A 19,523-nucleotide genomic window follows, 5' to 3' on the forward strand; every position below is an offset into this window, starting at 1 on the left:
TCCGGAGGGGATGATCACATGACGGGTCACGACAGGCAATGCGCCAGATCAGGCCGGGGTCAGAAATTCCACTTGAGGTTCAGCGCGGCACCTTCATCAAGCAGGGCCACACCGTGGTCGGGGCGGGCGGGATCGGAAGCGTAGCGTTTCTTGCCCTGATAGGAACGGACCAGACCAAGACTCAGCAGGCGAGAGCCGATTTCAGCGAAGGCTTCCCGGGCGTCTTCGTTATCGAAGTCGCCCGCCATCTGCTCCTGGAGCTGGTATACGTTTTCGGACGGCGCTTCATCGATGACAAGCTCGCCGGCTTCGGCGCGGACGACAAAGGCAACCATGTTGAGAGCAAGTAGCGCGACGAAAATTCGGATAATCATGAGACTTCTGACGACCTTTATTATTTGCGCGAAATTCTACGTTCGAGTAAGGCTTAAGTCTAATGATTGACGAACGGAAAGATGTGAATCTGCACACAATAAAGTCGACTTTTTGTCACCGGAGCGGCGCATTTTTGTCAACAAATAGTTCCCTTTGTTTCACTGTGTTATGCACCCGGGCAACCGAAGCCTGCGCCACCGCCGCACCAGTCGCCAACGGCTGACGCGGCAACACGTCTGCGACCGATTTTCACGTCATGGGCAGGGGAACGTGAAGTCGCAATGAATGGTCTCAATTGCATGGATCGCATCCGTACCGAGGCTGACACCAACCGAGCCGATATTCTCCTCCAGTTGCGGCAGCGTGGTCGCACCAATGATGTTGCTGGTGACGAACGCCCGGCTGTTCACCCATGCCAATGCCAGCTGAGCCGGCGATAACCCGAGCTCGCGGGCAAGTTCGGCATAGGCCCGGGTTGCCGCCTCACCCTGCCCGCCACTGTAACGGCTGAAACGCTCGTATAGCGTCAGCCGGCCTTTCGCCGGCCGCTGGCCGTCCAGATACTTTCCGGTCAACATGCCGAAGGCGAGCGGCGAGTAGGCCAGCAAGCCCGCCTGCTCGCGGTGGGAGACCTCGGCCATGCCCACCTCGTAGGAGCGGTTGAGCAGATTGTAGGGATTCTGGATGCTCACCGGGCGCGGCCAGCCTTTCTCCCGAGACAGCCTGAAGTATTCCATGGAACCCCACGGGGTCTCGTTGGAGAGCCCGATGTGCCGCACCTTGCCTTCCCTGACCAGCTCATCCAGAGCCGCCAGGGTCTCTTCAATCGGCGTTGACTGTTCGTCGGGATCGTGCGCGTAACTCAGCTGGCCAAAAAAATTGGTGCTCCGGTCCGGCCAGTGCACCTGGTAAAGATCGATGTAGTCCGTTTGCAGCCGTCTCAGGCTCTGCTCACAGGCCTGGCGAATGTGATCACGAGTCAGGCGCGGACCGTTGCGCAGGTAGGACAAGCCGTTGCCGGGTCCTGCCACCTTGGAGGCGATGACCAGATCGCTCCGACACCCCCGCTTTGCCAGCCAGTTGCCCAGATATTGTTCGGTCAGACCCTGGGTTTCTGCCCGCGGTGGCACCGGATACATCTCTGCAGCATCAATAAAGTTCACGCCATGATCGATAGCCATGTCCAATTGCTGGAAAGCTTCCTGCTCCGTATTTTGCTCCCCCCAGGTCATGGTGCCGAGGCAGATCAGGCTGACATCGATATCGCTGTGTCCGAGCTTGCGCTTTTCCATGGGATCTCCGGTTGAACTGATCAAAAGGTAAACAGATTGTCATGGGGCTGTCGCAGAACTGTCACAAGGACTTCCCATAGTGGAAGCATGACTCAGGGACACACAGGAAGCACCGTGACCACAGCACCCACAGCCGTCAGGCGGAACAGCCACATTACCATCGTTTCGGAAACCTTTCCTCCGGAAATCAACGGCGTGGCGAACACCTTGAGACACCTCTGCCAGGGGTTGCTGCAGCGAGGGCATCAGGTCACCGTCATCCGCCCGCGCCAGCGCCACGAACGCAAAGGAGCGTGCGCCCAGGTTGGTGACCAGCTGTTTTCCGCCGAACAGGTGGTCAGCGGCTTGCCACTGCCCGGCTACCCGGATCTTCGCTTCGGGCTTGCCAGCGCCGGCTCGCTGACCCGGCGCTGGCGGCGGCAACGACCGGACGCCCTGTATGTGGCAACCCAGGGCCCGCTCGGCGTGGCGGCTGTCACCGCCGCCCGACGCCTGGGCATTCCCGTGAGTTCGGGCTTTCACACCAACTTTCACGCCTACAGCCGCTACTACGGTGCCGGTTGGTTGGAAAAACTGCTGTGCGCCTACGGTCGGTGGTTCCACAATCGTACCGCCATTACCCTGGTGCCAACGCAGAAAATGCAACAAGTAGTCAGTGGCATGGGCATTAAGCCCACCGGCCTCTGGAGCCGGGGCGTCGACTGCCACCGCTTCACCCCTCACAAACGGGACGACGCCCTACGCGAGCAATGGGGCCTCAAGGGCAATGACCGGGCGGTGCTCTACGTCGGCCGGCTGGCATCAGAAAAAAATCTTCAGATGGCCGCCGCCTGTTTCGAGCGCATCCGCAGCCTGCACCCCCAGGCGAAATTCATCCTGGTGGGTGATGGTCCGCTGCGCAAGCAGCTCACCGCACGCCACCCGGATTACGTGTTCTGCGGCACCCGTCGGGGCGAGGATCTGGCACGCCACTACGCCTCAGGGGACATCTTTCTGTTCCCCAGCAAAACCGACACCTTCGGCAATGTGGTGACCGAAGCCATGGCCAGCGGTCTTGGTGTGGTGGCCTTCGACGACGCTGCCGCCAGCGAACACATCCGCCAGGAGGTGAACGGCATGAAGGCTCCACTGCACGACGACGAAGCGTTCGTGGACAACGCACTGCGCCTGGCCGACCAGCCCACATTGCTGAATCGTATTCGCGCCCAGGCCCGTCTGGACGCCCTGGAACTGAACTGGGCCAGCCAGATCGAGCAGTTCGAACAACTGGTATTCAATCAGCCAACAAAGGCCAACTGCCATGCCATCGACAACCAGAGCGTCTCGCTTCTTTAACCTAATCGATCAGCGTGAATACGCGCTGTGCCAGGCGATCAACCGTAGCCTGAGATTCCGGCCGGTGCAGGGGTATTTCCAGCTGGTCAGCCGCCTGGGTGACGGCTGGTTATGGTACGCGCTGATCCTCGCCATGCCCGTGCTCCGCCCCGACGACGGGCTGGCCATGGCATTGCTGATGGTGGCCACGGGACTGATCTGTACCATCACTTACAAACTGCTCAAACGCTGGCTGATCCGCGAGCGCCCTTTCATCTCATTCCCGACCATCAACTGCGGTACACCGCCTCTGGACCGGTACAGTTTTCCATCAGGCCACACCCTGCACGCGGTGTGCTTCACCACCTTGCTGGCACTGATGGCACCAGGCCTGTTCTGGCTGGTCTTGCCGTTCACCCTCAGTGTTGCGGCATCACGGGTTATTCTTGGCCTGCACTACCCCAGTGATGTGGCAGCCGGCGCGCTCATCGGCGGGTGTCTTGGGGCACTGGCGGTGGCCGGATTCGCACCCGCTGTCCTCGCCCTGTTTGCCCACTGACCTGATTCAGTCAAAAAGCCTTAATTGGGTGATTGGGGACTCATCGTTGCGGAACCTCACCCCCAGTCCCAGCAACCTTACCGGCCGCTCGGTGTCTGTGACCAGTTCGTCCAGCAAAGGGCGGAAGTCTTCCATGGCGGGCTGCTGCACCTGCTCCCTCACCCGCTCCAGCGTGTGGGTGGAAAAGTCGCTGTAGCGAATCTTGATGAACAGCTTGTGAATCGGCTTGTTGCGGGCCTTGCGACCCAGCCGCAGATTCAGATCCGCCACCAGCGACGCCATCACCGTTTCACAGGCGGCCTTGTCCGGCAGGTCCTGGGAGAAGGTGCGCTCCACGCTCAGGGACTTGGCGATGCGGGACACCACCACCGGGCGCTCATCCCGACCGAACGCCATCTCGTGCAACCGGTAACCCTGCTTGCCAAAACGGTCCATCAACACGTCCGCGCCAATGGCCTGCAGGTCGCCACAGGTCGCCACCCCCAGACCGTGCAGCTTGCCCGCCGTGACCTGCCCCACGCCGAACAGCTTTTCCACCGGCAGCTGGGCCACAAAGCCATCCACATCCTGAGGGCGAATCACGAACAGGCCGTCCGGTTTTTCCCAGTCGCTGGCGATCTTCGCCAAAAATTTATTGGGGGCCACACCGGCAGAAATGGTGATACCGACTTCCTCCCGCACCCGCCGGCGCAGGTACCGTGCCATCAGGGTAGCGCTGCCCTGATGATCGGCGACATCGCTGACATCCAGAAACGCCTCGTCGAGCGACAAGGGCTCAACCAGGTCGGTCAGCTCCCGCAGAATGGCCATGACCTGTTGCGACACAGCCCGGTACCGTGCCATGTCCGGTGGCACGGTAACCAGGCCGGGGCAGAGCCGGCGCGCCTCACCGCCGGGCATGGCGGAACGCACACCGAATGCCCGGGCCCGGTAATTGCACGTGGTCACCACCCCGCGACCGCCCTCGCCACCCACAGCGAGGGGAACCTCCCTCAGCGAGGGGTCGTCCCGCATCTCCACGGCAGCGTAAAAGCAGTCGCAATCCACATGTATGATCTTGCGCTGGCGCATTGGCAACAACTCGGGTCCACAATCTGTACATATATACAGCCTTGTATCTTACGGTAACATGCCGAGAATGTCAGGATCTCCGAAGCCAACGAGCGAGTGACTATGACACATCCTATCCCCGAACCATCCCAGACCGAAATCGAGGCCGCCGCCTTCCGCCGCCTGGTTAATCACCTGCGCGATCACACCGAGGTGCAGAACCTCGACCTGATGAACCTGGCCGGATTCTGTCGTAACTGCCTGTCCAAGTGGTATCGGGCCGAGGCTGAGGAGCGGGGTTTTGAACTGTCCGATCCTCAGGCCCGCGAGCTGATTTACGGCATGCCCTATGAAGAGTGGAAAGCGCTGTATCAGAAAGGCCCCAAACAGGACCACAAATAATGAACGCAAACGAGGCGGTGAGGATTCACCTGGCGTCACTGGCGGCGGGCCATGCCGATTTCGACGATACCCTGGCCCTGATCGAGCGCCATTTCGACTATCAGCCGGTCGGCTTTCACAACGGGCCGCTGTTTAACGCAGCGGGCGAAAACGCCGGTTCGTGCCGGGTATTTGCCCTCGGGCAGTATTGCAACCTGAATGAGGCCGATACCCTGAGCCTGTTCTCGCAACATTACCAACAGGTACTGAACGACCCCACCGGCGACAGTCATGGTAACATTCGCCAGTTCATCAGCACCGGTTGGTCCGGCATCCGCTTTGAAGGCGCTCCCCTTCGCGCACATCCTGCCGGCGCCCGGAACGATCCCAAGGAAGAGAACCATTCATGAGCGATACCGCCACCTCAGGGGTACAACACTGCTTTCAACTGAAAAGCGCCAGCGTGTCCATGACAGCCCTGGAGCTCTATTATTTCGAGAACGACGAATTCGAGGACACCCTGCGGGACAAGATCAGCCAGGCCCCGGGGTTCTTCAAAGACATCCCGCTGATCATCAGCCTGGAAAAGTACGAGGGCCTGAGCAGCGAGCTGGACTTCTTCAAGATCATTGGTACCTGCCGCCGCCACAACATCCATGTGATCGGCGTGCGAGGTGGCAATGACGACCAGCGCCGGATGGCGCGGGGCGCAGCACTGGCTCTGCTGCCCGGCGGCAGCCAGAGAGACCGTCAGGTGGACACTGCGGACAGCAACGCCACCGCCGCCAACGAACCCACCGAGTCCGAAGTCGCCGCCCCGGTTGCAGCGGCGCCTGCCGAGCCGGCACCCGCCCGCATCATCAGCCAGCCGGTGCGCTCGGGCCAGCAGGTTTACGCCCCGGAAGGCGATCTGATCATTCTGGCCCCGGTTCAGGCTGGTGCCGAAGTGTTGGCGGCGGGTAATATCCACGTCTATGGTCCGCTGCGAGGCCGTGCTCTGGCAGGCATTCACGGTGCACAGTCAGCGCGGGTTTTCTGTCACTCACTGGAGGCGGAGCTTGTGTCCATCGCCGGACACTATAAAATCTCCGAGGATCTTCAGGATCACGGCTGGAAAACTGCCGTACAGATCCAGCTCAGGGATGATCTGCTGGTGGTTACACCACTGGAACGGGCCTGATCACACTATAACGACCGGATGTTTTCGGCATAAACGACGAATCCACTGCGAAACAGGAATGTAACCTTGGCTAGAATCATTGTCGTTACCTCAGGAAAGGGTGGCGTAGGCAAAACTACCACCAGCGCTTCAATCAGCACGGGTCTGGCCAAGCGCGGCCATAAAACCGTGGTTATCGATTTTGACGTGGGCCTGCGCAACCTTGATCTCATCATGAACTGCGAGCGCCGGGTGGTGTATGACTTCGTCAACGTCATCCAGGGCGAAGCCTCTCTCAACCAGGCGCTGATCCGCGACAAACGCGTGGACACCCTCTACATTCTGCCGGCGTCCCAGACCCGTGAGAAAGAGGCACTGACCCGGGAAGGCGTCGAAAAAGTCATCAATGAACTGTCGGAAACGTTCGACTACATCGTCTGTGACTCGCCCGCTGGCATCGAGCATGGCGCTCTGATGGCACTGTACTATGCCGACGAGGCCATCGTGGTCACTAACCCCGAAGTCTCCTCGGTGCGGGACTCCGACCGCATCCTGGGCATTCTGCAGAGCAAATCCCGGCGCGCGGAGATGGGCCAGGACCCGGTCAAAGAAAATCTGCTGCTGACCCGCTACAACCCGTCACGGGTGGAGAAAGGCGAAATGCTGTCGGTGGCTGACGTGGAAGAGATCCTCGCCATTCCGCTGCTGGGCGTGATCCCGGAAAGCCAGATCGTGCTGAACGCCTCGAACCAGGGGCTGCCGGTGATTCTGGAAGCCGAAAGCGACGCCGGCCAGGCCTACGATGACGCGGTTGCACGCCTGCTGGGTGAGGAGCGGGAACACCGCTTCATGAGCGCCCAGAAGAAAGGTTTCTTCTCACGGATGTTCAAGGGGGACTAAGGAATGAGGCTCCTCGATTACTTCAAGAGCAAGAAAAGCAACAACACCGCCAGCGTTGCCAAAGAACGCCTGCAGATCATTGTCGCCCATGAGCGGGGCCAGCGTGACCAGCCGGACTACCTGCCCCAGTTGCAGCAGGAGCTGCTGGCGGTCATTCGAAAATACGTGCAGATCAGTGATGACATGGTCCAGGTGGAAGTAGACCGCAACGACAGCTGTTCGGTGCTGGAACTGAACGTCACGCTGCCGGAGAGCTGACCACCCTCATCTCACCCGCTGGCTACCAGCGGGCGAAATGGTCCTCCATCAATCCCCGTAGCCCGGCTACGGGGATTTTTTTGCCACTGTTGTCCACCAAAACCCCTTCGAACGTACCGGCATACTGGCGAAAGTTGGACGCCAGCACCCAGGCATTCAGCCGTTCCTTGCGGACACCGGAGGGCACAAATCGCAGATCCACCCGGCCATCGCTGGTCGCAACCCGCCAGGTGGCCGTGGGGTCATAACGGTCGAACTCGAAACGGGCAAAATCCAGCTTGATGCATTCACCGTTCAGCCACAGGGCGTTCTCGGTCATGCCCGATTCGTTCACCCCGGTGGCCAGATTCAACCCCACCGGTGTGCCGTCAGCCAGACAGCCGGCAAGGCACGCCCAGTTCCAGGCGGTTTCACGGCGCATGAACCCGCAACTCCAGTCGACAGTGCCGCGAGTACGCTCGTCGCAGCGCCAGATACGGTCGCCCCAGCGTATCTGGCCACTGGCCAACAACCCGGCAGACTTGCGGGTGAACACCCAACCGCTATAACCGGCCGGACTGGCAAGCCTGAGAGGGTCATGGTCGCCGTTAAGTTCAATGTCGGCTTGCACGGTGTCACCGGCGGAAACACGGATGTTGCGCCCACCCACATATGGCAGGATGCGCAGACTCGTGCCCCTGGCGGCGAAACCGGCCTCACCCCGCTCCGGATATGGCGCCATGACCGTGCCCCGGGCAAGGGGCTGGGTCAGGGATTGCTCGAACATGTCGCCGGTTTCAAAGTCGTAGAGATAGAAAAACCCGGTGCTGACCAGCTTGAGATCCACAATGGCGAGACCAAACAGCCAGTTGTCGGACATCACACTGACAAACTGGAACTGATTGAAGCGCCAGCGCCGGGCCAGCCCCGAGCGCGGCTTGTCCATGGTGGTGCGCAAATCGTAATCCCGGTAATTGATGTGATCCACCGGCTCGGCGAACACCCCCGTGCGGACACGCCCCCGGTCATCAATCAACTTGGTTTCGGTCGTTTTCATCGTCAATTCAGGCCAATTTCAAGCCGTGGATTTACAGGCAGCTACCCAGTTCACAAACCCTGGATCCGGCAGCACGCCCCTGTAAATGCCCATGATAGACTCAGGGCACCCTCTTCAAGGAAGTGTACTCTATGCGTAACCTGAGAGCCCAAGGCAATTCGGGCTGGGCCACCCGCTTTGGCGCGCTGCTTACCGGCATGACCCTCTGCGTTGTTGCACCGGCGGCAGTGCGGGCTGACCTGCCCGCGGAGGATGCCGACGGCTGGACCCTGCGCAAAGAAACCGACAACATCCGCGTTTACACCATCGAGCAGAGCGACTCCAGCTTCGAGGCATTCAAAGCTGAGGCCGTGATGGACACACCCATCGAAAACCTGATGGCAGTAATGGTGAACCCCGAATCCTGCGTGGAGTGGGTGCACAACTGCACGGAATCCGGGGCCTTCGGGGATGGCGACTTTCATGACCGCTACGCTTACTCCGTGAACAACATGCCCTGGCCGGTGACCGATCGGGATTACGTCCTGCGCATCCGCACCCACGGTAATCAGGCCAGTGGTGAAATCGTCATGGACCTCAATGCCATTCCCGATCGCCGGGATGAGGTAGACGGCCATGTTCGCGTGGACCGCTCCGACACCCTGTATCGGTTTGTTCCGGAAAACGACAAGACCCGCATGGTCTGGGTGCAGCACACCGACCCCAATGGTGCCATTCCCGGATGGCTGGTCAATAGCCTGCTGGTGGACATTCCCGTGCGCTCGATGGAACAACTGGAGCGGGTGACCCGCAAGGAGCGCTATCAGGGCTTCTCCCTGGTGTATGACGACAACGGCGAGTTAACCGGCGTGGCCCCCCCGAAGCAATCGGGGGATGACTAGCCGCAACGGACAGGATAAGCTCTGTTGAAATGGACCCTTTAACAGAACAGGACCCGGTAAATGACTGTTCTCGCTTACGAGATCATGACTCCCAGCATCAAGGCCGTACCGCAATCATGGACGATGGACAAACTGGCCCGCTTCCTCACCGACAACGAGATCACCGGCAGCCCGGTGACAGATGACACCGGCGAAATTGTCGGCATCGCGACCCTGAAGGACATCACCGAATTTCGCTGGAACGCCAGTCGTCAGGACACCGATCAAGGCTCCAAGCCCCACCTGACAGCCGACGAACAGCAGGAGGCCCGCCGCCTGCGCATGGCAATCTTCGAGGAAATGGGCAAGGTCCCGGTGGAGGTGCGCGACATCATGACCCCCAGCGTGCTGTCCGTTGATGAGCAAACGCCGGTGCGAGAGATTGCTGATATCATGATGCGCGAACACCTGCATCGGATTTTCGTTACAAAAGACGACAAAATCACTGGTATCATAACCACTTACGACATGTTAAAACTGATATCCGATAAGGAATTCACCAGCCGCTGTGCCTGAAACGATCGAGCCACCAGAGAGGTAACGCACCTTATGCCAGGAGCATCGCAAGCTCGCCGAAAGATGTACGTTCTCGACACCAACGTCCTGATTCACGATCCGAATGCCCTCCTGAATTTTGAAGAACACGATGTCATCATCCCGATGACGGTCCTCGAAGAGCTCGACAGCCTGAAATCCGGCAAACAGGCGGTAGCGGCCGACTGTCGCCAGGCCATCCGTAACATCGACAAATTGCTTGGCGACGCCAGCCCGAAAGACATCGAGAAAGGCGTTCCCATTGTCCGCGGCAAGAAAGCAACGCCGCTGGGAGCGCTTTCCATCCTGATGAGCACCGAGCAGCAGGGCAATCATGCACTGCCCGAACACCTCAACGACAACAAGATCATCAACACGCTTGCGGCGCTTCAGAACCGGCACAAATCCCGCGACATCATCCTGGTCAGTAAAGACATCAACATGCGCCTGAAAGCCCGCGGCTTCGGCGTGGAGGCCCAGGATTATCATAACGATCAACTCCTCGACGATATTGATCTGCTACCCAAGGGCTACAAGGAGTTCGCCAACTCGTTCTGGGACACCATTGAAAAGGTGGAAACCATCCAGCGCGAAGGCGTCACCGAGCACATCCTCAAGCGCGAGGGTGATCTGGCCAAACTTAACATCAACGAGTTTGTGGTGGATGAGCTGGGGTTTGTCGGCAAAGTCTCGGATCTCTCGGACACCCAGATTGTGATTCGCGACCTGCATCAGCATGACCTGATGAACGAGGAGGTCTGGGGGCTGGTGCCCCGGGACATCTACCAGGCCCTGGCCCTGAATCTGCTACTGGACCCGGACATCCATCTGGTAAACCTGACCGGGTCCGCCGGCTCCGGCAAGACCATCCTGGCGCTGGCGGCGTGTATTGAAATGACCGTCGCCAGCAAGCTCTACAAACGCATCATTGCCACCCGCAGCACCCAGGGTCTGGATGAGGACATCGGCTTCCTGCCGGGCACCGAAGCTGAAAAAATGGAGCCGTGGCTGGGTGCCATCGTCGACAACCTCGAGGCGCTCCACGAGGACGACGAGAACATGACCGCCAGCGTGGACTACATTCTCAGCAAGGTGCCGCTGCACTTCAAATCCATGAACTACATTCGCGGGCGCAGCTTCCAGCACAGCCTGATCATTATTGACGAATCCCAGAACCTGACCCCGCATCAGATCAAGACCATCATCACCCGTGCCGGCAACGGCTCCAAGGTCATCTGTCTGGGCAACCTCGCGCAGATCGACACGCCCTACCTGAGCGCGCTCAGTTCGGGACTGACCTACATGACCGAGCGCTTCAAGGGATTCCGCCACGGCGGTCACATCCACCTTCAGGGCGTACCCCGTTCGGTGTTGGCGGAATACGCCGAAGCCAATCTCTAGATCACGTGCCCGGCCGGGGTAACACCCGGCCACACGCCTCCCCCACGGAATTGCTTGGCCTTTCGGCCATACCCCGCAGGCATCTTGGCCATCGCCCATTTCCCACCGCCACCGTATTGTGACGTTTGTCACATTATGTAAGCACGACGAACAAAAACAACCAAAGGCGGGACTATGAACAAGTTGACCAGACACCTGTTGATTGGCACTGGTGCCTTATTATTGTCTGCCTGCGGTGGCGGCGGCGAAAGCAGCCCGGAACCGACGCCTGGCAGCAGCGTGCAGGGCGAATCCGACAGTCGTGCCAGCAATCCCGAGCCGACCACACGAACCATCAGCCGGCCGCTGACCGCGAGCCAGAGCGAACTCGACCATGCCTCCTGTGACCAGCAACGGGATCTCAACGGCGGGCGCAGTTACCGAGTAGAAATGCCCTCACGGGTTGACGGCGCGGCCATCGTGTTCCAGGTCTTCGAACCTGCCCAGTTTGATTGCCGTACCGAACATCCGCTGATCCTTGAGGGTCACGGCTTCAGCGGCACGCGCACCACCGAAGCGGGGGATGACCCGCTCGCACCGATTGCACCACTGGTCAATGCGGGCTTCACCGTCATCAGTATTGACCAGCGCGGTCATGGCGAAAGCGGCGGTACTATCCGGGTCATGGATCCGGATTTCGAGGGTGAGGATCTTGTCCAGATCGTCGACTGGGCAGAGACCCATCTCGATTACCTTAAGTACCGTGATGACAACCTCCTTCTCGGGAGCATCGGCGGCAGCTATGGTGGCGGCTTCCAATACCTGCTGTACAACGTCGACCCGGACCAGCGGATGGACGCCATGGTGCCCCACATCACCTGGCACGACCTGACCTACAGCCTGTACCCGGGCGATGTCACCAAGAACTACTGGCTGGCGTTCCTGTCGGTAGCGGGCGATGCCGGCAGTAGCGGATCCATGGATCCGCTACTGCGATCGTCGCTACTGGAGGGTATCGTGCAAGGCCGTTTCCCGGAACCGGCACTGGACTTCGTCCACTACCACAGCCCCAGCTATTTCTGGGAAAACGAGCGTGGCCTGGTCCTGTTCGACAGTGGCAACACCCAGGAATACCTGCTGAACCCGATCACCGGCCAGATCCCGATCACCAGCGACGGCCGCTACGTCATCAAAACCCCGCAGAAACCACCCTATCCGGTCGACGTGCTGATGTTCCAGGGCATGCGTGACAGCCTGTTTCCGTTCAACGAAGCCTGGGAGAACTACAAGGAACTGAAGGCCGCGGGGGGCGACGTGCGCCTGCTCACCTATCCGTTCAGCCACCACTATCTCGCACCGAATGCGGGCCTGATCCAGGAAACCCTGGCCAACCTCGGTTTCTATGGCGAGGCACTGCCGGAGTTGCCCAACGCGGGCCTTAACACACTGACCAATTGTGGCGACGTCAGCGCCAACCAGGCCGCCGTGGCCTGGTTCAATGAAAAGCTTTTAGGGCGCGGTGATGCCGATAATGTCATCACCACGGGCGATCAGATCTGTTATACCCTTGCGCCGGGTGATGCGGTATCCGCTCCTGAGGTGACCGTGGGCGGCACGCGCTTCCCGATCAGCTTCGATATACTCGGTGAGGCCATCGAAGTCACAACATTGACCGGTGTCGCGGGCCTGTTGCCCACCCTTGTGCCCCTGACAACACTGGAGAATGACGGTGTCATCGCAGGCATTCCCACCGCCACCCTCAAAGTCGGAGCTCCACTGTCTGATCTTGAGGCGCGTTGCATGGAGGAATCCGATCCGGTGTTTGCGACCGGCACCTGTGATGCCATTCTATTCGTCGGCGTGGGTGTGATCAGACAGGGCATGAGCCTCCCGGAACTGATCGACGAACAGGTTCAGCCCGTTCGCGGCTTCGGAGAACATGACGTTGAATTGACAGGGATTGCGGAGCGACTGAACAGTGGCGATCAACTGGTGCTGATGCTGTATGGCCAGCACCCGACGTTTGCCGGGGCATTTTCCCGGGATCTGACGGTCACGGTCGTCACTGTCGGGGGTGAGGTGTCCTTGCCGCTGCTAACATCCGACGGGCAGCAGACGCTGGCGGTGTCGTCACCGGACTGATCCGGCGCGCCATCACCATCGGCCCTGCAACGTAGCCACAATGCGCCGACCACCGGCGTGTTCACGGTGCTCGCACAGATAAATGCCCTGCCAGGTTCCGAGAGCGAGGTGGCCGTTGGCCACCGGAATCGTCAGTGAGGGGCCGATCAGTACGCCTTTTATATGGGCCGGCATGTCGTCCGGCCCCTCCTGGGTATGGACATAATGGGGCGCCCGCTCCGGTACCATCACATTGAAATGCCGCTCCAGATCCCCACGCACATCCGGATCGGCGTTTTCATTGATCGCCAAGGAGGCGGAGGTGTGCTGGATAAACAGCTGCAGTAGCCCGACCTCGCAATTGCGCAGATCCGGAGCCTGGGCCAGCACCTCGTTGGTTACCAGGTGAAAGCCCCGGGGCAAGGGCGCCAGTTCAATAAAGGTCTGATCCCAGATCATGATGTGCCTCGTGGTTACTTCTGACGATCGTCCCAGGGATGCACCGGGACCACGTCGTCCCCCACGTCACCCTCGTAGCTGCTGCGGAAATAATCCATGGCCTTCTCCGCCTCACTGAGCTCATCAAAACGGGCAACGTGGTAGATGGCCTCCCCCTCGTTCACCAGTGGCAGGTTGTTCACACAGATCACAATGCCCGAACAGGGTGACAGCACCGCCGTCTCTGACTCGCCAAACGGGTCCGCCACCATGGCCAGCTTCTGCCCCTTGCGAACCTTCTGGCCGAGGCTCGCCACCGGGCGCATGATGCCGTCGATGTCGGTGCGCACCCATTGCGAATTGGCGGCGGTTTCCGAACGTTTTCTGGGCGCTTTCGGCCCCTTCTTGGCGGGGATCATTTCCAGCTCGCGCATCACCCGGATCACCCCTTTCACGCCGCTGGAGATCACCACGTCGTCAAATCGCAGCGCTTCACCGCCCTCGAACGTCACCACCGGAATGTCCTGGGAGTCGGCGTAGGCCCGCAGGCTGCCCTCCCGCAGGCCGGCATTGAGAATGATCGGCGCTCCGAAGGCCTCGGCCATGCGGATGGTTTCCGGATTTTTCAGCTCGGCACGGATCTGTGGCAAGTTGAAACGGTGAATCGCGCCGGTGTGCAGGTCAATTATGTGAGAGACATTCTCCATAATCTGGGTGCGCAGCAGGTACGCGATACGACCGCCCAGAGAACCGGTTTCACTGCCGGGGAAGCAGCGGTTGAGATCACGCCGGTCCGGCAGATAGCGAGTACGCTGTACAAAACCGAAAATATTGACGATGGGCACCGCCACCAGGGTGCCGCGCAGATGCCGCAGCGCCGAATTGGTCAACACCCGGCGGACAATCTCCACGCCGTTAATTTCGTCACCGTGGATCGCTCCACACACCATCAGCACCGGGCCAGCCCGGCGGCCGTGCACTACTTCGACCGGAATGTGCAGCGGCGTGTGGGTGTACAACTTGGCTACCGGCACTTCCACCGTCTGGCGTGTACCGGCCTTGATTTCTGTACCGGCAATCACGAAGGGGGCACGCGCCACGTTAACCTCTCCCTTTGGTGCGGGTCTTCCAGGGCTGCTGGTTCTTCTCGATCCAGCTCACGATCATGCCCGCCACGTTCTTGCCGGTGGCCTTTTCGATGCCTTCCAGGCCCGGTGAGGAGTTCACCTCCATCACCAGCGGGCCGCGGCTGGAGCGCAGCAGATCCACCCCCGCAACGTTCAACCCCATCGCTTTTGCCGCTGTGATGGCGGTGCGACGCTCTTCCGGGGTAATGCGCACCAGCGAGGCCGTGCCGCCCCGGTGCAGGTTGGACCGGAACTCGCCCTCTCCACCCTGGCGTTTCATGGCAGCGATCACCTTGTCGCCGATAACGAAACAGCGAATGTCCGCACCACCGGCTTCCTTGATGAATTCCTGCACCAGAATGTCTGCTTTCAGCCCCATGAAGGCCTCGATCACACTTTCCGCGGCCTTGCGGGTTTCGGCCAGCACCACACCGATACCCTGAGTGCCTTGCAACAGCTTGATGACCACCGGCGCGCCACCCACCATTTTCAGCAGCTCCGGCACGTTATCCGGCTTGTTGGCAAAACCGGTCACCGGCATACCCACGCCTTTACGCGCCAGCAATTGCAGCGAACGCAGCTTGTCCCGGGAGCGGGTAATCGCCACGGATTCGTTAACGGGAAACACGCCCATCATCTCGAACTGTCGCAACACCGCCGTGCCGTAGAAAGTGACCGAGGCACCGATCCGCGGCACCACCACATCAAAATTCTCCAGTACCTCTTCGTGGTAATGAATCAGCGGGTTGGACGAGGTGATGTTCATGGAGCAGTGCAGGCAGTCAATCACGCGCACTTCGTGGCCCCGGTTAACCCCCTCCTCGACCAGGCGGCGGGTGGAGTAGAGATGTCGGTTGCGCGACAGAATCGCAATTTTCATTTGGTCGTCCTTAAGGCCGGCTCGCCGGCGAGATAGGAAGCTTCGGGATACACCAGGGAGCGCCCTGCCATGGCAGTGCGCCCCAGCAACATCCGGAATCGCATGGAATCCCGGTTGGTCAATGTCATTTCAATGGGCCAGACGGCTTCTCCGATCACCAGCCGGGTTTCAATCACCAGGCGCAGCTCCCGATGACCGCCGGAATCCGACACATTGCGCTCATCCAGCACCGCGGCGTCACACTCCACCACGTGGTGGAGATCGTTCTGCACCGGGTGGACCCAGAACCGCACCCGGCGCTCACCGTCCAGGCTGTAGGGCTCGGTACGAAAGGTGTGCAGGCACGAGGTACGTGCCCCGGTATCCACCTTGGCCTTGACCCTGCCAATATCCAGATCCGGCAATGCCACCCATTCCCGCCAGCCAAGGTTGATCTTGCCCTCCAGCGTCGGGTAGGCGGACGGCGTTGCAGGCTTATCCGTTTTCGTTGGCATCCGGCAGTTCCTTTTCGGTAGAGCTTTGCGGCCGAAGCAGTTCGACCCTGAATGGCGCGGAATGGCTTCCGGCATAAATACTGGTGTGAGGGAAAGGAATTTCGATCCCTTTCTGATCCAGCATTTTCTTGATGTCCACCATCATATTGCTGCGCCCTTCGAGAATACGCTCTCTCGGGACCCAGAACGAAAACTGCAAATCCACCGAAGAGGGTCCGAACGACGTCACCAGCACAAAAGGCCGTGGCTCCTCGAGACAGGCCGGATTTTGTTCGGCCAGCTCCAGGAGCAGTTTCTCGACTTTTTCCACATCTTCAGCGTAGGCAATCCCCACCGTCAGGTCGAGACGACGGATCGGAAAGCGGGAGCGGTTCACCACCGGCGTCTTGATCAGGGTTTCGTTGGGAATCCGCACATAGAGGTTGTCGGTGGTGCGCAATTTCACACTGAGCATATCAATACCAATAACCTCCCCCACCGTGGCCTCAACCTCGATAAAGTCGCCGATCTCGAACGGACGCTCCACCAGCAGGAACAAACCGCTGATCATGTTTGAGGCCGAGGTCTGGGACGCAAAGCCGATGGCCACCGTCAGGATACCGGCTGCGCCCAGCACCACGTCCAGTGAAAAACCCGCCTCTCGCAAAGCGGCCATGGCGAAGACCGCCACCACCACATAGAACACCAGGCGCCGGAACATCACCGTATGGTGCCGCGACGCCCGCGCCTGCATGACCCGAGACAGGCTGCGGGCGGCAAACGACCCGAGAATAATGCCCAGAACCAACAGGAACGCGGCGCTCAACCACTGCATCCAGGGTAAGGCACTGGCGACCTGAATCAGGCTGTTTTCGATGTTCTCAATCAAACTACGAGCTCCGTTGTCCGCCGCCACCGTTAACCGAACATCCGATCGAATGCCCGCACCAGCCTGCCGCGACTGCCTGTCTCACGCGCCGGCGTTATCAGCCGGCAGTCACCGGCCGCCTTGAACAGGGTCTGATCCACGTTCAGGCTGGCCGAATTCATGTCGGTCTCGCAGACCACCGTTACGCCCGGTGTCCAGAGCTGACCTTTTTCATTCATGTGAAGCGACAGCAGCGGCGTTGGCAGGCTGAACCGCTCCAGCAAAAGCGGCTCGGTGCGGCTATTCATGATGGTGACTGGCGTCACTGCCCGCCAGGGTCGCTTCGGCACCGCCTCCAGCACCAGACGCGCGTAACTGGGGGCGGAGTAGCACAACTCACCCTCCATGGTATTTTTGCCCACCCAGGTCTGGGAAGGCTCAGCCAGCGCCAGTTCCGTCAATTGCGTGCGATGGGTGCCAACGCAAATGCGCAACCACACCACCGTGCCCACGTAAATAACGCATGTCCCGCCCGCGGGAATGGTCAAAGGTTGGTAAGGGCGAATCACCGTCGGCAAACCGGCCAACGCGGGCAGAAACACCACCTCATTGCTGTCATCGGGTCGGACGAATCGCTGCAGGGGCACGTCACTGCCCGGCAGGACATGGCTGGTCTGCTCGGTCCAGCGCATGGGGTCGACCGCCGGTGCCGATGTTGCAGCACGAATCTGCCATTCCAGATCCAGCCGGGTCACCCAGAGACGCGTATGACTGAGTTCGTGAAACTGTGTCTGCCCGGATCCCAAGCTATAGGCCTGCCCCCAGACGCCATCCCGCGGCAGCGCGGGCTCCTCATTTTTGTCGACCATTTGCGTCCTGAACGTTCTGACGGTAAAACAGTGTTAACTATAATCCAATCAATGCTTTCCAGCGAATATCCCGGTTAATGAATTTACCGCCCGGGGCGTGGTAATTACCCTTACGATGCCCGCCCGGTTCTCTGCAAAGGAAGCTCAATGACCCAACTCGTCTGGTTCCGCAACGACCTCCGCCTCGCCGACAACGCCGCCCTCACTGCTGCCTGCAAGGCCGAGGGACCGGTACTGGCGTGCTTTATCGTGACGCCGGAACAGTGGCAGGAACACGACTGGTCGCCGGCGCGGGTCCACTTCACCCTGGCCCATGCCAACAGCCTGGCCCGGGAACTGGCCAGGCTGGGTATCCCCCTGAGCTTTCTGGAAGCCCGGCGCTTCAGCGACAGCATTGACGCACTGGCCGACCATTGCCGCGAGCACAACATCGAAGCCGTGCATTTCAACGAAGAATACGGCATCAACGAACGTCGGCGTGACAAGACCGTCCGGCAACAACTGGCGGCCAGTGACATTCAGGTCAACAAATACCGCGACCAGACCGTGGCGCCGGTCGGTACCATCCTGACGCAGCAGCAGGAACCCTATTCGGTGTTCACCCCTTTCTCCCGCCGCTGGCGCAGCTGGATTGATGAAACCCAGCCCACGCTGTTCGCAGCTCCCTCGCCCCGGGGTGATGCAGTCGAGCCACAGCAATACGACCGCATCCCGACCGGTTTCGAGGACGCGCCACCGGCGCTTGTGGAAACCGGTGAACACGCTGCGCACGATCAGCTCGAGGCGTTTCTCAACGAGCGTGGCGGCAACTACCGGGAAGATCGCGACTTTCCGGCTGTCGACGGCACCAGCCAACTGTCCCCTTACCTGGCCGCCGGCATCCTGTCCGGCCGCCAATGCCTGATCACGGCCCGCCAGGCCCAGGGCGCCGGCGGCAATCAGGAAGGCCTGAGCACCTGGGTCAACGAAATCGCGTGGCGCGACTTCTACATTCACATCCTCTACCACTACCCCCGCGTCAGCATGCACCGGGCCTTCAAGCCCGAAACCGAGCAACTGGCCTGGAACACCCCCGGCGAGCACTTCGAAGCCTGGAAAACCGGCCACACCGGCATCCCCATCGTCGACGCCGCCATGCGCCAACTCAACCAGACCGGCTGGATGCACAACCGCCTGCGCATGATCACCGCGATGTTCCTGACCAAGAACCTGTTCATCGACTGGCGCCTGGGCGAAGCCTGCTTTATGTCAAAACTGGTCGATGGCTTCCTCGCCTCCAACAACGGTGGCTGGCAGTGGAGTGCCTCCACCGGCACCGATGCCGCTCCCTATTTCCGGGTCTTCAACCCGGTGACTCAAAGTGAGCGATTTGATCCGAAAGGCGAGTTCATCCGGCACTGGGTGCCAGAATTGCAGAAACTGGACAACAAACGCATCCACGATCCCGGCAAAGGCGGAGTGATTCCGAGAGGGTATCCGAGGCCGATTGTGGATCTGAAAGAGAGCAGGAAAGAGGCGATCGCCAAGTTTCAGGCACTGAAGGACTGACACTGAAGTTGAGAGGAGCCGTCAGCTGACGGCGACGGCCT

General features: G+C 60.1%; 22 protein-coding genes. 12 read left to right on the forward strand and 10 right to left on the reverse strand.

The features are described from left to right. Positions 1-59: 59 nt before the first annotated feature. Together R0125_RS14575 and R0125_RS14580 are read right to left on the reverse strand one after the other, a co-directional pair. Positions 60-374 carry a hypothetical protein gene (locus tag R0125_RS14575; RefSeq protein ID WP_248182417.1) on the reverse strand — a complete coding sequence of 105 codons (315 nt, stop codon included), beginning with the start codon at positions 372-374 and terminating at the stop codon, positions 60-62. Between the two features lie 255 nt (positions 375-629). Then, positions 630-1,667 carry an NADP(H)-dependent aldo-keto reductase gene (locus tag R0125_RS14580; RefSeq protein ID WP_317238655.1) on the reverse strand — a complete coding sequence of 346 codons (1,038 nt, stop codon included), beginning with the start codon at positions 1,665-1,667 and terminating at the stop codon, positions 630-632. Positions 1,668-1,754: 87 nt separating this feature from the next. On the opposite strand from R0125_RS14580, the gene R0125_RS14585 reads away from it, so the two are divergent. Beyond that, positions 1,755-3,002, forward strand: a complete 1,248-nt coding sequence (locus tag R0125_RS14585; RefSeq protein WP_317238656.1) for a glycosyltransferase family 1 protein — start codon at positions 1,755-1,757, stop codon at positions 3,000-3,002. Then, complete coding sequence (locus tag R0125_RS14590) at positions 2,968-3,540, forward strand: phosphatase PAP2 family protein (RefSeq protein ID WP_317238657.1); 573 nt, start codon at positions 2,968-2,970, stop codon at positions 3,538-3,540. Before R0125_RS14585 ends, R0125_RS14590 begins: the two co-directional genes overlap by 35 nt. Before the next feature lie 6 nt (positions 3,541-3,546). Here R0125_RS14590 and dinB read toward each other — a convergent pair whose 3' ends face one another. Continuing rightward, the gene (gene dinB / locus R0125_RS14595; RefSeq protein ID WP_317238658.1) at positions 3,547-4,611 is read right to left on the reverse strand and encodes a DNA polymerase IV; all 1,065 of its coding nucleotides are present in this window, start codon (positions 4,609-4,611) and stop codon (positions 3,547-3,549) included. Positions 4,612-4,713: 102 nt separating this feature from the next. On the opposite strand from dinB, the gene R0125_RS14600 reads away from it, so the two are divergent. The 5 genes from R0125_RS14600 (at position 4,714) to minE (ending at position 7,288) form a co-directional block, all read left to right on the forward strand. Next, positions 4,714-4,992: a DUF1244 domain-containing protein gene (locus tag R0125_RS14600; RefSeq protein WP_248184266.1), complete on the forward strand. Its 279-nt coding sequence runs from the start codon at positions 4,714-4,716 to the stop codon at positions 4,990-4,992. Then, entirely contained in the window at positions 4,992-5,381 is a 390-nt protein-coding gene (locus R0125_RS14605) for a HopJ type III effector protein (protein ID WP_317238659.1), read from the forward strand. Before R0125_RS14600 ends, R0125_RS14605 begins: the two co-directional genes overlap by 1 nt. Beyond that, positions 5,378-6,151, forward strand: a complete 774-nt coding sequence (gene minC, locus R0125_RS14610; RefSeq protein WP_317238660.1) for a septum site-determining protein MinC — start codon at positions 5,378-5,380, stop codon at positions 6,149-6,151. Before R0125_RS14605 ends, minC begins: the two co-directional genes overlap by 4 nt. A gap of 66 nt (positions 6,152-6,217) precedes the next feature. Next, positions 6,218-7,030 carry a septum site-determining protein MinD gene (gene minD / locus R0125_RS14615; RefSeq protein WP_248184259.1) on the forward strand — a complete coding sequence of 271 codons (813 nt, stop codon included), beginning with the start codon at positions 6,218-6,220 and terminating at the stop codon, positions 7,028-7,030. Positions 7,031-7,033: 3 nt separating this feature from the next. After that, positions 7,034-7,288 (forward strand): cell division topological specificity factor MinE, encoded by a 255-nt coding sequence (gene minE / locus R0125_RS14620; RefSeq protein ID WP_248184256.1) that lies wholly within the window; start codon positions 7,034-7,036, stop codon positions 7,286-7,288. Positions 7,289-7,310: 22 nt separating this feature from the next. Here minE and R0125_RS14625 read toward each other — a convergent pair whose 3' ends face one another. Continuing rightward, the gene (locus R0125_RS14625) at positions 7,311-8,324 is read right to left on the reverse strand and encodes a DUF2804 domain-containing protein (RefSeq protein WP_317238661.1); all 1,014 of its coding nucleotides are present in this window, start codon (positions 8,322-8,324) and stop codon (positions 7,311-7,313) included. Positions 8,325-8,455: 131 nt separating this feature from the next. Between R0125_RS14625 and R0125_RS14630 the strand changes: the two genes are divergently transcribed. From R0125_RS14630 to R0125_RS14645, 4 genes are all read left to right on the forward strand, one after another. Next, positions 8,456-9,205, forward strand: coding sequence for an START domain-containing protein (locus R0125_RS14630; protein WP_248184254.1), 750 nt, complete (start codon positions 8,456-8,458; stop codon positions 9,203-9,205). Between the two features lie 60 nt (positions 9,206-9,265). Further along, complete coding sequence (locus tag R0125_RS14635; protein WP_248184253.1) at positions 9,266-9,760, forward strand: HPP family protein; 495 nt, start codon at positions 9,266-9,268, stop codon at positions 9,758-9,760. A 63-nt stretch (positions 9,761-9,823) separates the two neighbouring features. Beyond that, complete coding sequence (locus tag R0125_RS14640) at positions 9,824-11,179, forward strand: PhoH family protein (protein ID WP_248184292.1); 1,356 nt, start codon at positions 9,824-9,826, stop codon at positions 11,177-11,179. A 174-nt stretch (positions 11,180-11,353) separates the two neighbouring features. Next, on the forward strand, positions 11,354-13,300 hold the full coding sequence (locus tag R0125_RS14645) for an alpha/beta fold hydrolase (protein ID WP_317238662.1): 1,947 nt from the start codon (positions 11,354-11,356) through the stop codon (positions 13,298-13,300). A gap of 12 nt (positions 13,301-13,312) precedes the next feature. On the opposite strand, the gene R0125_RS14650 is transcribed toward R0125_RS14645, so the two are convergent. Genes R0125_RS14650 through R0125_RS14675 form a run of 6 tightly spaced genes read right to left on the reverse strand, consistent with a single transcriptional unit; the run spans position 13,313 to position 17,934 of the window. Beyond that, a complete protein-coding gene (locus tag R0125_RS14650; protein WP_248184249.1) occupies positions 13,313-13,738 on the reverse strand; it encodes a secondary thiamine-phosphate synthase enzyme YjbQ in 426 nt (141 codons plus the stop codon). A gap of 14 nt (positions 13,739-13,752) precedes the next feature. After that, on the reverse strand, positions 13,753-14,817 hold the full coding sequence (locus tag R0125_RS14655) for a succinylglutamate desuccinylase/aspartoacylase family protein (RefSeq protein WP_248184245.1): 1,065 nt from the start codon (positions 14,815-14,817) through the stop codon (positions 13,753-13,755). A 1-nt stretch (position 14,818) separates the two neighbouring features. Then, positions 14,819-15,724, reverse strand: coding sequence for a 30S ribosomal protein S6--L-glutamate ligase (gene rimK / locus R0125_RS14660; RefSeq protein WP_248184244.1), 906 nt, complete (start codon positions 15,722-15,724; stop codon positions 14,819-14,821). After that, positions 15,721-16,218, reverse strand: coding sequence for an ATP-dependent zinc protease (locus tag R0125_RS14665; protein WP_317238663.1), 498 nt, complete (start codon positions 16,216-16,218; stop codon positions 15,721-15,723). Before R0125_RS14665 ends, rimK begins: the two co-directional genes overlap by 4 nt. Continuing rightward, entirely contained in the window at positions 16,199-17,086 is an 888-nt protein-coding gene (locus R0125_RS14670) for a mechanosensitive ion channel family protein (RefSeq protein ID WP_248184241.1), read from the reverse strand. Before R0125_RS14670 ends, R0125_RS14665 begins: the two co-directional genes overlap by 20 nt. A 29-nt stretch (positions 17,087-17,115) precedes the next feature. Further along, entirely contained in the window at positions 17,116-17,934 is an 819-nt protein-coding gene (locus R0125_RS14675) for a hypothetical protein (protein ID WP_248184239.1), read from the reverse strand. A gap of 147 nt (positions 17,935-18,081) precedes the next feature. Between R0125_RS14675 and phrB the strand changes: the two genes are divergently transcribed. Next, positions 18,082-19,482, forward strand: coding sequence for a deoxyribodipyrimidine photo-lyase (phrB, locus tag R0125_RS14680; protein WP_317238664.1), 1,401 nt, complete (start codon positions 18,082-18,084; stop codon positions 19,480-19,482). Positions 19,483-19,523: the final 41 nt, after the last annotated feature.

The organism is Marinobacter sp. M-5 (assembly GCF_032911545.1).
In the GTDB taxonomy this organism is placed as follows: Bacteria; Pseudomonadota; Gammaproteobacteria; order Pseudomonadales; family Oleiphilaceae; genus Marinobacter; species Marinobacter goseongensis.